The sequence below is a fragment of the Streptomyces sp. NBC_00433 genome (assembly GCA_036015235.1).
GTDB lineage: Bacteria > Actinomycetota > Actinomycetes > Streptomycetales > Streptomycetaceae > Actinacidiphila.
Window position 1 is genome coordinate 2,831,493 of sequence record CP107926.1, and the last position, 14,338, is coordinate 2,845,830.

General features: G+C 71.8%; 10 protein-coding genes and 3 tRNA genes. 6 read left to right on the forward strand and 7 right to left on the reverse strand.

Annotated features, from left to right (window positions below; all coding sequences use genetic code 11):
• The first annotated feature begins 31 nt into the window (after nt 1–31).
• On the forward strand, nt 32–748 hold the full coding sequence (gene ndgR / locus OG900_11720; protein WUH90699.1) for an IclR family transcriptional regulator NdgR: 717 nt from the start codon (nt 32–34) through the stop codon (nt 746–748).
• A gap of 136 nt (nt 749–884) precedes the next feature.
• Here ndgR and OG900_11725 read toward each other — a convergent pair.
• The 7 genes from OG900_11725 to OG900_11755 form a co-directional block, all read right to left on the reverse strand.
• Nucleotides 885–957 (reverse strand) — tRNA-Glu (locus OG900_11725).
• Between the two features lie 67 nt (nt 958–1,024).
• Nucleotides 1,025–1,097: transfer RNA gene (locus tag OG900_11730), tRNA-Glu, on the reverse strand.
• Between the two features lie 16 nt (nt 1,098–1,113).
• Nucleotides 1,114–1,185, reverse strand: a tRNA-Gln gene (locus OG900_11735).
• A gap of 83 nt (nt 1,186–1,268) precedes the next feature.
• Nucleotides 1,269–1,988 carry an HAD family hydrolase gene (locus tag OG900_11740; protein WUH90700.1) on the reverse strand — a complete coding sequence of 240 codons (720 nt, stop codon included), beginning with the start codon at nt 1,986–1,988 and terminating at the stop codon, nt 1,269–1,271.
• A gap of 38 nt (nt 1,989–2,026) precedes the next feature.
• A complete protein-coding gene (gltX, locus tag OG900_11745) occupies nt 2,027–3,511 on the reverse strand; it encodes a glutamate--tRNA ligase (GenBank protein ID WUH90701.1) in 1,485 nt (494 codons plus the stop codon).
• A complete protein-coding gene (locus OG900_11750) occupies nt 3,504–4,313 on the reverse strand; it encodes a fumarylacetoacetate hydrolase family protein (GenBank protein WUH90702.1) in 810 nt (269 codons plus the stop codon). Before OG900_11750 ends, gltX begins: the two co-directional genes overlap by 8 nt.
• A 76-nt stretch (nt 4,314–4,389) precedes the next feature.
• The gene (locus OG900_11755; GenBank protein WUH90703.1) at nt 4,390–4,593 is read right to left on the reverse strand and encodes a hypothetical protein; all 204 of its coding nucleotides are present in this window, start codon (nt 4,591–4,593) and stop codon (nt 4,390–4,392) included.
• A gap of 585 nt (nt 4,594–5,178) precedes the next feature.
• Here OG900_11755 and OG900_11760 point away from each other — a divergent pair.
• The 5 genes from OG900_11760 to OG900_11780 all read left to right on the forward strand — a co-directional run bounded on the left by OG900_11760 (nt 5,179) and on the right by OG900_11780 (nt 14,334).
• Nucleotides 5,179–9,294 carry a nitrate- and nitrite sensing domain-containing protein gene (locus OG900_11760; protein WUH90704.1) on the forward strand — a complete coding sequence of 1,372 codons (4,116 nt, stop codon included), beginning with the start codon at nt 5,179–5,181 and terminating at the stop codon, nt 9,292–9,294.
• 9 nt (nt 9,295–9,303) lie between these two features.
• Nucleotides 9,304–9,717: a roadblock/LC7 domain-containing protein gene (locus tag OG900_11765; GenBank protein WUH95717.1), complete on the forward strand. Its 414-nt coding sequence runs from the start codon at nt 9,304–9,306 to the stop codon at nt 9,715–9,717.
• Nucleotides 9,718–9,812: 95 nt separating this feature from the next.
• Nucleotides 9,813–10,226, forward strand: coding sequence for a DUF742 domain-containing protein (locus OG900_11770; GenBank protein ID WUH90705.1), 414 nt, complete (start codon nt 9,813–9,815; stop codon nt 10,224–10,226).
• Nucleotides 10,207–10,812, forward strand: a complete 606-nt coding sequence (locus OG900_11775) for an ATP/GTP-binding protein (protein ID WUH90706.1) — start codon at nt 10,207–10,209, stop codon at nt 10,810–10,812. Before OG900_11770 ends, OG900_11775 begins: the two co-directional genes overlap by 20 nt.
• A gap of 417 nt (nt 10,813–11,229) precedes the next feature.
• Entirely contained in the window at nt 11,230–14,334 is a 3,105-nt protein-coding gene (locus tag OG900_11780; protein ID WUH90707.1) for a nitrate- and nitrite sensing domain-containing protein, read from the forward strand.
• The last annotated feature ends 4 nt before the right edge of the window (nt 14,335–14,338 follow it).

Here is a 14,338-nt window from a genome sequence, read left to right on the forward strand (position 1 = left end):
GTTTCACAGTGTGAGACGCGAATATCGTTGCATGGACAACTCTAGCGGCGTCGGCGTTCTCGACAAGGCTGCTCTGGTGCTCAGCGCACTGGAGTCAGGACCGGCCACCCTGGCCGGACTTGTCGGCGCCACGGGCCTCGCCCGCCCCACCGCGCACCGGCTGGCGGTCGCGCTCGAACACCATCGCATGGTGGCCCGCGACATGCAGGGCCGCTTCATCCTCGGGCCGCGGCTGTCCGAGCTGGCCGCCGCCGCGGGCGAGGACCGGCTGCTCGCCACGGCGGGTCCGGTGCTCACGCACCTGCGGGATGTGACCGGCGAGAGCGCCCAGCTCTACCGCCGGCAGGGCGACATGCGGATCTGCGTGGCGGCCGCGGAGAGGCTGTCCGGACTGCGGGACACCGTGCCGGTGGGCTCCACGCTGCCGATGAAGGCCGGCTCGGCCGCCCAGGTGCTGATGGCCTGGGAGGAGCCGGAGCGGCTGCACCGCGGCCTGCAGGGCGCGCGCTTCACCGCCACCGCGCTGTCCGGAGTACGCCGCAGGGGCTGGTCGCAGTCGATCGGCGAGCGCGAGCCGGGCGTGGCGTCGGTGTCCGCGCCGGTGCGGGGCCCGTCGAACCGGGTGGTGGCCGCCGTGTCGGTGTCGGGGCCCATCGAGCGGCTGACCCGGCACCCGGGCCGTATGCACGCCCAGGCCGTGGTGGACGCCGCCGCCCGGCTCTCCGAGGCGCTGCGCCGCTCCAGCTGACCGATCGGCCCGTTCCTCCCGGCCCGCGCCGTCCCCGCGGGCCGGGAGGAACGGGCACTCGTGGCATTGGGCCGGGAACGCCGGAAGCCCGTCGCGAATGCGACGGGCTTCACATTTTCCGACTTCCGCGGATGCGTACCCCCGACCGGATTCGAACCGGCGCTACCGCCTTGAGAGGGCGGCGTGCTAGGCCGCTACACAACGGGGGCGAGCTTTGGCGATCCTCGCGTCGTCACGCCCGGGAGCGACCCGGAGGGGACGGAAAGAAAGGATCTGTACCCCCGACCGGATTCGAACCGGCGCTACTGCCTTGAGAGGGCAGCGTGCTAGGCCGCTACACAACGGGGGCTTGCAATACACATGCGCTGGGGTACCAGGACTCGAACCTAGAACAACTGAACCAGAATCAGCCGTGTTGCCAATTACACCATACCCCACCAAAACGCAACCCCTGCGGGTCTTGTTCGGCTCGCGCTCCCGGCCGGGCCTTTCGGCCCTCTCGGGCGGCGCAGGAAGAACATTACCCGATCAGGGACACCGCTCCAAAACGGGTATCGGAGCGCAGCAGTGCGGGGAGCTCGCCGAGCCCGGTGATCCTGGCCAGCTCCGGCCGGCCGCCGGCCCCGTGCCGGTCCAGCCAGATGCCGAGCAGGCCCGCCTCGGCCGCGCCGCGGGCGTCGATGTCCGGCTCGTTGCCGACGTAGGCGACCTCCGCGGGCGCCAGGTCCAGCGCCCGGCAGGCGGCGTGGAAGGCCTCGGCCGCGGGCTTGGAGATCCCCAGCTCCGCCGCGCACAGCAGCACCTCGAAGCGGTCCCTGACGCCCAGCAGGCGCAGCTTGCGGTCCTGGTGGGCGAAGGCGGAGTTGGACAGCACCGCGTGCCGGTAGCCGTCGGCCAGGCCGTCCAGCGCGGGCAGCGTGTCGGGGAAGAGCGCCCAGGCGGACTCGTAGTGCACCTTGTGCCGGTCGAACCACTCCTCGGCCTCGGCGTCGGTCAGCGGCAGCCCCAGGAAGTCCCGCACCCGCGCCCTGCGCTGCCCCTCGAAGTCGCACTCGCCCGCGGCGAAGCGCCGCCAGTGCTCGACGGTCAGGTCCCGCCAGTGGTCGAGGGCCCGCTCGACGCTGTCACAGCCGTCGGGCAGGCCCTCATGGTCGAGATGGCGCCGCATGCCGGTGCGCTCGGCGCTCCCGTAGTCGAAGATCGTGTCGTCGATGTCCCAGAGCACCGCACGGATCGCCATACGGCCAATCTAGCCGGAGCGGCCGCCCCGGCCCCGGCTCAGCCCGCCAGCCGGGCCAGCGCGCTGTCGATGCGGGCCAGGGCGCGGTCGCGGCCCAGCACCTGGAGGGACTCGAAGAGCGGCAGGCCGACGGTGCGGCCGGTGACCGCGACGCGGACCGGGGCCTGGGCCTTGCCGAGCTTGAGGCCGTGGGCCTCGCCGGCGGCCAGGACGGCCTCCTTCAGCGCCTCGGGGCTCGACCAGTCCGCGGCGGCCAGCTTCTCCCTGGCGGTGGCCAGCAGCGCGTCGGAGCCCTCCTTCATGGCCTTCGCCCAGGACGCCTCGTCGGCGGCCGGCTCGGGCAGGAAGAGGAAGTCGACGTTGGCGGTGATGTCGGACAGCACCGTCAGCCGGGTCTGCGCGTAGGGCGCGATGGCCTGCCAGGCCGCCTCGTCGAAGTCCTCGGGCGCCCAGGGCGCGTGCGGGGCCCGCAGCCACGGGGTGCAGGCGTCGGCGAAGGCGGCGGGGTCGAGCAGCCGGATGTGGTCGGCGTTGATCGCCTCGGCCTTCTTCAGGTCGAAGCGCGCCGGATTGGCGTTGACGTCGCCGATGTCGAACTTGGCGACCATCTCGGCCGGTGTGAAGACGTCCCGGTCGGCGGAGTAGGACCAGCCAAGCAGCGACAGGTAGTTCAGCAGCCCCTCGGGCAGGAAGCCGCGCTCGCGGTAGAGGTTGAGCGAGGACTCCGGGTCGCGCTTGGACAGCTTCTTGTTGCCCTCGCCCATCACGTACGGCAGGTGCCCGAACTCCGGGATCTGCTTGGCGACACCCAGGCCGATCAGCGCCTCGTAGAGGGCGATCTGCCGCGGGGTGGAGGACAGCAGGTCCTCGCCGCGCAGCACGTGCGTGATGCCCATCAGGGCGTCGTCCACCGGGTTGACCAGGGTGTAGAGCGGGGCGCCGCTGGCCCGGACGATGCCGTAGTCCGGCACGTTCTCCGGGGTGAAGGTCAGCTCGCCGCGCACCAGGTCGGTGAAGGTGATCGCCTTGTCCGGCATGCGGAAGCGCACGATCGCGCCGCGGCCCTCTGCCAGGTAGCGGGCCGTCTGCTCGGCGGTCAGGTTGCGGCAGTGGCCGTCGTAGCCGGAGGGGCGGCCGGCGGCGCGGGCGGCCTCCCGGCGGGCGTCCAGCTCCTCGGTGCTGCAGTAGCAGTCGTACGCGTGCCCGGCCTCCTTGAGGCGGCGGGCCACATCGGCGTAGACGTCCATCCGCTGCGACTGCCGGTAGGGCGCGTGCGGGCCGCCGACCTCGGGGCCCTCGTCCCAGTCGAGGCCGAGCCAGCGCAGCGAGTCCAGCAGCGCCAGGTAGGACTCCTCGGAGTCGCGGGCGGCGTCGGTGTCCTCGATCCGCAGCACCAGGGTGCCCTGGTGGTGCCGGGCGAAGGCCCAGTTGAAAAGAGCGGTGCGGACCAGGCCCACGTGGGGGTTGCCGGTCGGCGAGGGGCAGAAGCGGACGCGTACGTCCGTGGAGGGTGCGCTAGCCACGCGAGATCACCTTGTTGGTGAGAGTGCCGATGCCTTCGATGGTGACGGCGACCTCGTCGCCGGGGTGCAGCGGGCCGACCCCGGCCGGGGTGCCGGTGAGGATGACGTCGCCGGGCAGCAGGGTCATCGCCTCGGTGATGTTGACGATCAGGTCCTCGATGCGGTTGATCATCTGCCCGGTGCGGCCGGCCTGCCGCAGTTCGCCGTTGACGGTCGCGGTGATCGCCAGGTCGGCGGCGCCCGCCAGGTCGATGCCGGTCTCGATCCAGGGGCCGAGCGGGCAGGAGGAGTCGAAGCCCTTGGCCCTGGCCCACTGCTTCTCGGTCTGCTGGGTGTCGCGGGCGGTGACGTCGTTGGCGCAGGTGTAGCCGAGGATGACGTCCTTGACCCGTTCGCGCGGCACTTCCCTGCACAGCCGGCTGATGACGACCGCGAGCTCCGCCTCGTGGTGGACCTCGCGGGAGAACGACGGGTAGACGATGTTGTCGCCGGGGCCGATGACCGAGGTGGACGGTTTGAAGAAGGCCCAGGGCGCGGCCGGCACCTCGTTGCCCAGCTCCGCGGCGTGGGCGGCGTAGTTGCGGCCGATGGCGACGACCTTGTTGGGCAGGACCGGCGGCAGCAGGCGGACCTTGTCCAGCGGCACTTTCGTGCCCGACAGTTCGAAGTCGGCGAAGGGGACGCCCTTGATGATGTCGAGGACGAGGCCGTCGAAGCCGCTGGGGCCGCCGGTGCCGGTCGGGTCGCCCTCGACCGCGCCGAAGGCGACATTCCCGTCGATGGAGAACCTGGCGATGCGCATGGGCCCAGCTTAGTAGTCCGGCACCGCTCCGCCCGCCGCCGCGTCGCCGCAGGTCAGGCCGCCACAGGAGTGGGGCTCAGCCCTCGACGTGGGACTTCGGCAGCTCGTTGAGGACCGTGCGGCGCGGGTTCGCGGTGGACTGCGGCAGCTCGCGGACGGCGGCGGCGTCGGTCTCCGGCGCGGGCGGGGCGACCCCGAGTTCCGTCGCGTCCTTCAGGTGGGCGAGAGTGGTACGCCGCGGGTTGGCGATCATCTGCCGGAACATCAGGGTGGTCTTCATCGGCCGTCGGGACCTCGGGGGCTCGGCGGACCGCGCGAGGCGGGCCGCGGTTGACAGAAGTGCGCTTCGTGTAAACCACCACGCTAGCGGCGGCCATTCCCCTCGCCCGGCGTCCCAGACGTCTGACGGGTTGTGATTTTGCTCACCAAGTGAGCGGCAATTCCGTCATTACGGGCACACCTCCTCGGTGCCCTATTCGGACATCCCACTCCGACCACCGGAAAACACCCACGCATGACCGGTCCCGAGCGACCGGTGCGACCTGTGCAAGCTTGACCCCAAGGTCCGTATTACCCCGATTTCGGGGAATCCTAGATCGACGGAACGTGCGGACCGCTGGACAGTCAGTCACGGAATCCAACAGGTCGGCTACGGGCCTTGTTGGGAGATCCAGCACTGTGCTGGAATTCCCCGGACCGCCGCATCACATCGAGCCGGCGCGCAGGGGGCGCGTACGAGCACCGAGCGGCGGTGAAGGGCTACAACGGCCTCCTCGCCATTCGGGGCGGCCCCGGCCCCCATGAACTCGACACCGTCCTGTCCGCTTCACCGCGGGGGACGCCTGGTCCAGAGGTTGCGACGCTAGTGCAGGGACGTTTCAAGAGGGACAGCGGCACGGCGGGCGACCCGGAGCAGCAGCCCGGCGGGACCGGCAACGGTCCTGCCCAGGCGGCAGGCGACTCCGGGGGCGCCACGCCGGGAACGGCTGCGGCCACCGGACGGACGAGCACGCCCAGCGGTATCGAGGCGGGCCGGATCACCGGCCTGGACAGCAAACCGGGACCGCGAATAGCGATGCGCAACTGGCGCATCAGCACCCGCCTGGTCTCGCTGCTCGCCCTACCGGTGGTCACCGCCGGCGCGCTCGGCGGCCTGCGCATCCACAACTCGCTGCAGAACATCAACCAGCTGCAGCGGATGAACTCGCTGACCGACATCGCCGAGCACGCGACCGACCTGGCCGACGCCCTGGCCGAGGAGCGGGACAGCGCGGCCGGCCCGCTGAGCGCCGGCAGCCCCACCGACTCGGTCGCCGCCACCCGGCAGACCACGGACCGCGAGTACAAGCTCTACCGCGACGCGAGCGACAACATCTCGTCGAGCGACTCGCTGTTCACCGGTGTGCGCTCCAGCCTGATCGCGATCGACACCCAGCTGACCCAGCTCAGCCAGCTGCGGGACCAGGCCTTCACCAGCCAGTCCTCGATCGCCCAGACCGTCAACTCCTACGACGGCCTCATCCAGTCCCTGCTGGGCCTGTCCGTCGACATGGCGCAGGCCACGCAGAACTCGGAGATGGTGACCTCCACCCGTGCGCTGGCGGCGTTCTCGTCCGCCAAGGAGTACGAGTCCATCCAGCGCGCGGTGATCAGCGCCGCGCTGGCCAAGGGCAGGCACCTCGACGGCAGCGACTACCAGTCGGTGAAGTGGGGTGCCGCCAACGAGGACATCAGCATCACCCGTTTCCAGACCCTCTACGGCACCACGAGCGCCGAGCTGCTCAAGCCGATCCAGGGCGGCAACGACACGATCACCGCGCACGACGTGATGCGCGAGCGGATCGCCGGCACGCCCGACGCGATCAACGGCGTCACCATCTCCTACCTGGACTGGGACGACGCCGCCAAGGCCAAGATCGACGCGATGAACCGCATCGAGCGGTCGCTGCTGAACGAGCTGCGGCAGAAGTCGCTCGAACTGCAGAGCACGGCCAAGCAGGACGCGCTGATCGCCGGTGCGATCATCCTGCTGGTCCTCGGTGTCGCCGTCGTCGGCGCCTTCGTCGTCGCCCGCTCCATGATCCGCTCGCTGCGCAGGCTGCAGCAGACCGCGCAGGACGTCGCCCAGAAGCGGCTGCCCGACCTGGTCAAGCAGCTGTCGGACACCGACCCGCAGGACGTCGACACCTCGGTCGAGTCGATCGGCATCAACAGCCGCGACGAGATCGGCCAGGTGGCCCGCGCCTTCGACGAGGTCCACAGCGAGGCGGTCCGGCTGGCCGCCGAGCAGGCGCTGCTGCGAGGCAACGTCAACGCGATGTTCACCAACCTCTCCCGCCGCAGCCAGGGCCTCATCCAGCGCCAGCTGTCGCTGATCTCCGAGCTGGAGTCCCGCGAGGCCGACCCGGACCAGCTGTCGTCGCTGTTCAAGCTGGACCACCTCGCGACCCGTATGCGCCGCAACGGTGAGAACCTGCTGGTCCTCGCCGGTGAGGAGCCGGGCCGCCGGTGGACCCGCCCGGTCCCGCTGGTCGACGTGCTGCGCGCCGCGGCCTCCGAGGTGGAGCAGTACGAGCGCATCGAGCTGACATCGGTGCCGTCGGCCGAGGTCACCGGCCGTATCGTCAACGACCTCGTCCACCTGCTCGCCGAGCTGCTGGAGAACGCGACGTCGTTCTCCTCGCCGCAGACCAAGGTGCGGGTCACCGGTCACGCGCTGCCGGACGGCCGGGTGCTCATCGAGATCCACGACACCGGTATCGGCCTGTCGCCCGAGGACCTGGCCGACATCAACGAGCGGCTGGCCAACCCGCCGACCGTCGACGTCGCGGTGTCCCGCCGCATGGGCCTGTTCGTGGTCGGCCGGCTGTCCCTGCGGCACGGCATCCGCATCCAGCTCCGCCCGTCGGACTCCGGCGGTACGACCGCCCTGGTCATGCTGCCGGTCGACGTGACGCAGGGCGGTGCGGGCGCCAAGGGCAACACCATGGGCGGCCCCCGCGCCGGCGCCACTCCCCCGGCGGCGGCCGCAGCCGCGGCCGGCGGCGGCATCGCCGGCGCCTTCGGCAGCGCACCGGCCTCGACGCCGGTCCCCAGGGCCCCGCAGCGCGGCCAGGTCGGCGGCGGCGCGCAGCGCCCGGCGCTGGCCCCGGGCGCGGGACGGCCCGGCGGCGCACCGCAGCAGCCGGGGACGCCCCGCTGGGCGGCCCAGGACGGCTCGCAGGGCTTCCCCGCCGACGACCGCGGCATGCAGGACACCCCGCGCGGCCACGAGGACGTCGAGGCGGCTCCCGCTTTCGACGCCTTCGACGGCAGCGGGCCCGGCCAGGGGCAGGACACCGGCGCCAGGGCGGACTTCCGGCAGGGCGGCGACGACTCCTACGGCGGCCAGCAGGGCAACCGGCAGTTCCCGCCGCCGCAGCAGCAGGGCACCGGGCCGAGCGGCTTCCGCTCCGACGTCTTCGGCGGCCGTCCCGGGCCGCGACAGGGCGGCGGCAACGACCAGCAGCGCCCGCAGGGCGGCCCCGGCGACACCGCGCAGTTCCCGCCGGTGCGCGACGACTTCCCGCAGCAGGGCGGCACCGGGCAGTTCCCGGCCCAGCGCGGCAACGACGGCCAGGACTTCGGCCGCGCGCCCCGCAGCCCGCAGGAGACCTACGGCACCGGGCAGTTCCCGGTCCAGGGCGGCCCCGGCGACACCGGACAGTTCCCGCGCCCCGGCCAGGAGCGCACCGACGGCACCGGACAGTTCCCGGTCCAGGGCGGCCCCGGCGACACCGGACAGTTCGCCCGACCCGGCCACGGACGCACCGACGGCACCGGACAGTTCCCCGTCCAGAACGGTCCCGGCGACACCGGACAGTTCCCGCGCCCCGGCCACGGACGCACCGACGGCACCGGGCAGTACCCGGTCCAGGGCGGCCCCGGCGACACCGGACAGTTCGCCCGACCCGGCCACGGACGCACCGACGGCACCGGACAGTTCCCCGTCCAGAACGGCCCCGGCGACACCGGACAGTTCCCGGTGCCGCAGCCGCCCGGCCAGGGGGGTCCCGGTGACACCGCGCAGTTCCCGGCCGTCCGCGCCGACGACACCTTCGGCGGCGGGCAGTACGCCCCGCCCGCCGGCGGCCGTCCGCAGGGCGGGCCCGGCTACCGCGACGGCGGCGCACCGCAGCAGCCGTACGACACCGGCCGGCAGCAGATGCCGGGCCAGGAGCGTACCGACGTCACCGGGCAGCACCCGATGGCACCGCAGCCGGGTGGGCAGGGCGGCCACGGGCCGTTCCAGCAGCGGCCGGGACAGCAGCCGCCGCAGCAGCCCGCGGAGCCGATGGCGCTGCCGCCGGCGCAGACCAGGGGCGACGAGCCCACGCCGATCTTCTCGGCGATCGAGTCCGACTGGTTCCGCACCGGCCAGGCGGAGCGAATGCAGCAGATCCACGTCGAGCAGAGCGCGCGCGGCCAGCAGCAGGCCCCGCCGGCGCCCCGCCCGGTGGGCCGCACCGCACCGCCGCAGCGGCCGCGTACCGAACGCCCGACCCCCGCGGGTCCGCAGCGGCCCGGCACCAGCGCGCCGCAGCAGCAGGCGCCCGCGCCGACCGCGCCGGGACCGGCTGCTTCGCCCGCCGCCTCGGCGGCGGCGCCGCCCGCGCCCTCGGCAAAGCCGTTGCCGCGCGAGACGCCGAACTGGCGCACCTCGCCCAACGACGCGCTGCGCCAGCGGGCCGAGGCGGTCCGCGAGCCGTCGGCAGGCGGGGTCACCCCCTCCGGGCTGCCGCGTCGGGTGCCGCGGGCGAATCTCGTCGCCGGTGGTGCGGCCCAGGCGCCGCAGCCCCAGCAGGGCGGTCCCCAGGTCTCCCGTTCGCCCGACGACGTCCGCGGGCGGCTGACCAATCTCCGGCGGGGTATCCAGCAGGGCCGGGAGGCCGGCGGCACGACCGATGGCCGCGGTTTCGGTACGAATCATCAGGAGCGTTAGTTGAGTGCGATGAGCCAGGCGGCACAGAACCTGAACTGGTTGATCACCAACTTCGTGGACAACACCCCCGGGGTGTCCCACACCGTGGTGGTCTCCGCCGACGGCCTGCTGCTCGCGATGTCCGACGGATTCCCCCGCGACCGCGCCGACCAGCTCGCCGCCGTAGCCTCCGGCCTGACCTCGCTCACCGCCGGAGCCTCCCGCATCTTCGAAGGCGGCAGCGTCAACCAGACCGTCGTCGAGATGGAACGCGGCTTCCTCTTCATCATGTCCGTCTCCGACGGCTCCTCCCTGGCCGTACTCGCCCACCCCGAGTGCGACATCGGCCTCGTCGGCTACGAAATGGCCCTGCTCGTCGACCGCGCAGGCACCGTCCTCACCCCCGACCTCAGGGCCGAACTCCAGGGCAGTCTCATGCACTGAAGCCCATCCCGGCCCCTGCCCGGTTTCCCCCATCCGCCCGTTTGTTCCCGTTTTTCCGCACCGCAACACGCACTGCCCGGACACGGAGGACCCTCATGACCCCGCCACCCGCCTCGCCGGGCCAAGGCCCGTACGGCGCGTCCCACCACGCGCCGTACGGAGTGGAAGGTGATCAGCCGCTGGTGCGGCCGTACGCCATGACCGGTGGCCGGACCAGGCCGCGCTATCAGCTCGCGATAGAGGCGCTGGTCAGCACGACAGCCGACCCGGCGCAGTATGCGGGACTGCTGCCCGAGCACCAGCGGATCTGCCACCTGACGCGGGAGATCAAGTCGGTGGCCGAAATCTCGGCGCTGCTGGCCATCCCGCTGGGTGTGGCCCGGATTCTCGTGGCCGACCTCGCCGAGGCCGGCATGGTCGCCATCCACCAGCCCGGCAGCGGCGAGGCCGGCGGCCAGCCTGATGTGACACTGCTTGAGAGGGTGCTCAGTGGACTTCGGAAGCTCTAGGGCGCAGCCGCAGCCTGCGTACGGTGCGCCGCCGGCGCGTTCGACCACCTCCGCGAAGATCGTGGTGGCCGGCGGGTTCGGCGTGGGCAAGACGACCTTCGTCGGTGCCGTGTCCGAGATCAACCCGCTGCGTACCGAAGCGGTGATGACCTCGGCGTCGGCCGGGATCGACGATCTGAGCCACGTCCAGGACAAGACCACCACGACGGTGGCCATGGACTTCGGCCGGATCACGCTCGACGACGACCTGATCCTCTACCTGTTCGGCACCCCGGGCCAGGACCGCTTCTGGTTCATGTGGGACGACCTGGTGCGCGGCGCGATCGGCGCCGTGGTGCTGGTCGACACCCGGCGGCTCGCGGACTGCTTCCCCGCCGTGGACTACTTCGAGAACAGCGGCCTGCCGTTCGTGATCGCGCTCAACGGCTTCGACGGCCACCAGCCCTACCGGCCCGAGGAGGTGCGCGAGGCCCTGCAGATCGGGCCCGAGGCACCGATCATCACCACGGACGCCCGCCACCGCGGCGAGGCGAAGAGCGCGCTCATCACCCTGGTAGAGCATGCGCTGCTGGCACGGCTCAAATAAAGCGTGCCGCCGGCAACTTGCCACGTCGAAGGCCATGGGGGCCGGTTGTGTCGTCGGACACGGCCGGCCCGCCTTCATAACGTTTCGACAGACTTTCCGAAGGCTGAGAACACGGCTCGCGCTCAGGCGATGCCGCAGCGCGCACACTATTGGGCGGCTACGCCTGGCTTTGCACCCTTCGCCGCTTCCGCTTCCCGCCGGACGCGTGTACGTGCGCCGGTGCCGGACGTTTGGCCAGTACCCCCTTCGCGTGCTGGAATTCGCAGAACCCGAGAGTAGTAACGGCCTTTGTTGTGCCGTCGCCGAGAGGTTGTTGGTCCAGTGAGGAACACGAGGCGAGCCGAAGCGGGTGCGCAGCACGGCCCGCGGGGGAATTTCACGCCGCCGCAGCGCGCCGGGGGCGGTCACGCGGACCGGGTGGCGGAGGTTCACGCGCTGCCGGATCCCGGCGGCCGTTTCAGCCTGCGCAACTGGCGGGTGGCCACCCGGCTGAACGCGATCCTCCTGATACCCGTGCTCGTCGCCCTGGTCTTCGGCGGCTTCCGGGTCAAGAGCTCGGTGGACACCTGGAACCAGGCCGACGACGCGGTGCGCACCGCCGACCTCGTCAGGTCCGCGGCGACGTACAGCAACGCACTGATCAACGAGCGGGACCTCACCGCGGTTCCGCTGCTCGCGGGCAAGCGCACCGACCCGGCCGTCACCACCTCGCGGGCGGCCACCGACGCCGCCGCCCAGGCCTTCGACGCCGCCGCGGCCCGGATGCCGCACGAGGCGGGCCTGGAACGCCGGATGGCCAACTTCCGCAGCGTGGAGCCGGAGCTGGCCAACCTCCGCAAGGCCGCCTACACCCGCCAGCTCTCCGGTGTGCAGACCGAGGAGTGGTACGTCAAGATCCAGCACCCGCTGATGGAGCTGGCCAACGAACTGGGCTACGGCACCAGCAACATCACCGCCTACGGCCGTACGCTCTACGCCGTCTCGCTGTCGAAGGCCGCCGAGTCGCTGACCCGGTCGATCGGCATGCACATCCTGGTCGAGAACAGCCCCTCGCCGACCGAGCTGGCGCTGCTCAAGACCTCGCTCGGCTCCTACCAGTACCTGGAGGGCATCGCCCTCGAGGAATACAACGGCGGCGGCACCGCGGCCGATGTGCAGAACCTCAAAGACGCGCAGAACGCCGCGCTGCAGAAGGGCCGCGACCAGACCGCGGCGGCCAAGGACAAGGCGGTCGCCGCCGGGCAGGCCTTCGTGGTGCCGCCCGAGCTGACCAAGATGGTCACCGAGATCGCCACCCCGGGCCGCACCACCGCCCAGCTCCAAGCCGAGGGCATCACCCCGGCGTCCTACTTCGCGGCCTCCACGCTGTCCTTCGACGCCTACCGCAGCGTCGAGGTGAAGCTGGCCGACCAGGCCGCGGGCGACGCGTCGAAGATCGCCTCCAACGCCAAGCGGGACGCGATCGCCAACTCCGCGATCGTGGTGGTCGCGCTGATCATCGCCTTCATCGTGGCCGGCATGATGGCCCGCTCGATGAGCCGCAGCATGCGGCGGCTGCGCAGCGCGGCCTTCGAGATCGCCGAGACCCGGCTGCCGGGCCTGGTCGACCAGCTGTCGCGCACCGACCCGGGCCGGGTGGACACCTCGGTGGCGCCGATCCCGATCAACACCCAGGACGAGATAGGCGAGGTCGCCCGCGCCTTCGACCAGGTGCACCGCGAGGCGGTCCGGCTGGCCGCCGAGCAGGCGCTGCTGCGGGGCAACGTCAACGCGATCTTCACCAACCTCTCGCTGCGCAACCAGGGCCTCATCCAGCGCCAGCTCACTCTGATCACCGAGCTGGAGAACAACGAGGCGGACCCGGACCAGCTGGAGAGCCTGTTCAAGATGGACCACCTCGCCACGCGCATGCGGCGCAACGGCGAGAACCTGCTGGTGCTGGCGGGCGAGGAGCCGGCCAGGCAGTGGAACCAGGCGGTGCCGCTGGTGGACGTGCTGCGGGCGGCGGCCTCCGAGGTGGAGGCCTACGACCGCATCGAGCTGGTCGGCATCCCGGACAGCGACATCCACGGCAGCGCGGTCAGCGACCTGGTGCACCTGCTGGCCGAGCTGCTGGAGAACGCCACCACCTTCTCGTCGCCGCAGACCAAGGTGCGGGTGACCGCGACCCGGCTGCCGGACGGCCGGGTGATGATCGAGATCCACGACAAGGGCATCGGGCTGACCGCGGAGGACTTCGCGGACATCAACCACAAGCTGGCCGAGCCGCCCACGGTGGACGTGGAGATCGCCAAGCGGATGGGCCTCTTCGTGGTCGGCCGGCTGTCCGACCGGCACGGCATCCGGGTGCAACTGCGGCCCTCCGGCGAGCAGGCAGGCACCACGTCGCTGGTGATGCTGCCGGAGCCGATCACCCACGGCGGTGGCGGAGACGACGAACTGGCTGACGGCGAGGGCGACTTCACCGTGTCGCGGATCGTGCCCGAGGCCCCGGAGGAGCCCGCGCAGGCCGGCCCTTACGAGGTCGCGGAGCTGGGCCGGCGCACCGCCGCGGAGCTGGGCTTCGACGACTCGCGCTACGAGCAGCCCGCGGCGATCGAGGCGGAGGGCGCCCCGGCGCTCGACCCGGTGGGCCGCTCGCTGCGCCGCGAGGGCCGCAGGGCGCAGCTGGAGGCGGCGGTCTCGGCCGACGCCGAGGACGGCCGGCAGCCGTACGAGCAGGCGCCGTTCGAACAGCAGCCGCAGGGCTCCTACGACCCGCAGCAGCCGTTCGAACACCCGCAGGGCCCCGGCGGGCCGGCGGAGCAGGTCCAGGAAGGCCCCTACGAGCCCCGCAGCGGCTACGAACCCGCTGGTTCGTACGACCAGAGCTTCGACACCGGTTACCAGCAGCAGACGTACGAGCAGGGCTTCCAGGGCGGCTACGCCCAGCAGGGCTATCCGGCGCAGCAGGAGGGCGCTCCGTACGCGCAGAACGGATTCTTCGCGCAGTCGTACGGAGCGCGCGACGATCAGCCCGAGATGGTCTACGACCCGGGTTACGACCGCGACTTCGGTTCCGGCGACTTCAACGGGCTCCCCGAGCAGCCGTCCGAGAGCGTAGGCTCCCCCTCGCTGACGGACGCCGGACTGCCGCGCCGGGACCGGACGCCCCGCAATTCACCTCAGGATCAGCCGGCTCAGGAGTCGCCCGAGCCTCAGAACAACCCGCAGCCGGACTCGTCCGGGTGGCGGTCGAACAACGACGAGAACTGGCAGCGGGCCGAGTCGGTCCGCGAGCCGAAGGCAGGCGGGGTCACCCCCTCCGGCCTGCCACGGCGGGTGCCCAAGGCCAATCTGGTCCCGGGTACCGCGACGCAGACCCCGCAGGGTGGCCCACAGGTCTCCCGCGCACCCGAGGACGTCCGCGGCAGGTTGAGTAACCTGCGGCGTGGCGTCCAGCAAGGGCGCACTGCTGGAACTGACACGAACGGACAGGCCACCGACCGCAACTTCGGCGGCCCCCAGAACCAGGAGCGCTAAGTTG

Coding starts and splice junctions, on each gene's coding strand:
- ndgR (WUH90699.1), top strand. CDS start 32: ATGGACAACTCTAGCGGCGTCGGCGTTCTCGACAAGGCTGCTCTGGTG.
- OG900_11740 (WUH90700.1), bottom strand. CDS start 1,988: ATGGCGATCCGTGCGGTGCTCTGGGACATCGACGACACGATCTTCGAC.
- OG900_11750 (WUH90702.1), bottom strand. CDS start 4,313: ATGCGCATCGCCAGGTTCTCCATCGACGGGAATGTCGCCTTCGGCGCG.
- OG900_11755 (WUH90703.1), bottom strand. CDS start 4,593: ATGAAGACCACCCTGATGTTCCGGCAGATGATCGCCAACCCGCGGCGT.
- OG900_11765 (WUH95717.1), top strand. CDS start 9,304: ATGAGCCAGGCGGCACAGAACCTGAACTGGTTGATCACCAACTTCGTG.
- OG900_11770 (WUH90705.1), top strand. CDS start 9,813: ATGACCCCGCCACCCGCCTCGCCGGGCCAAGGCCCGTACGGCGCGTCC.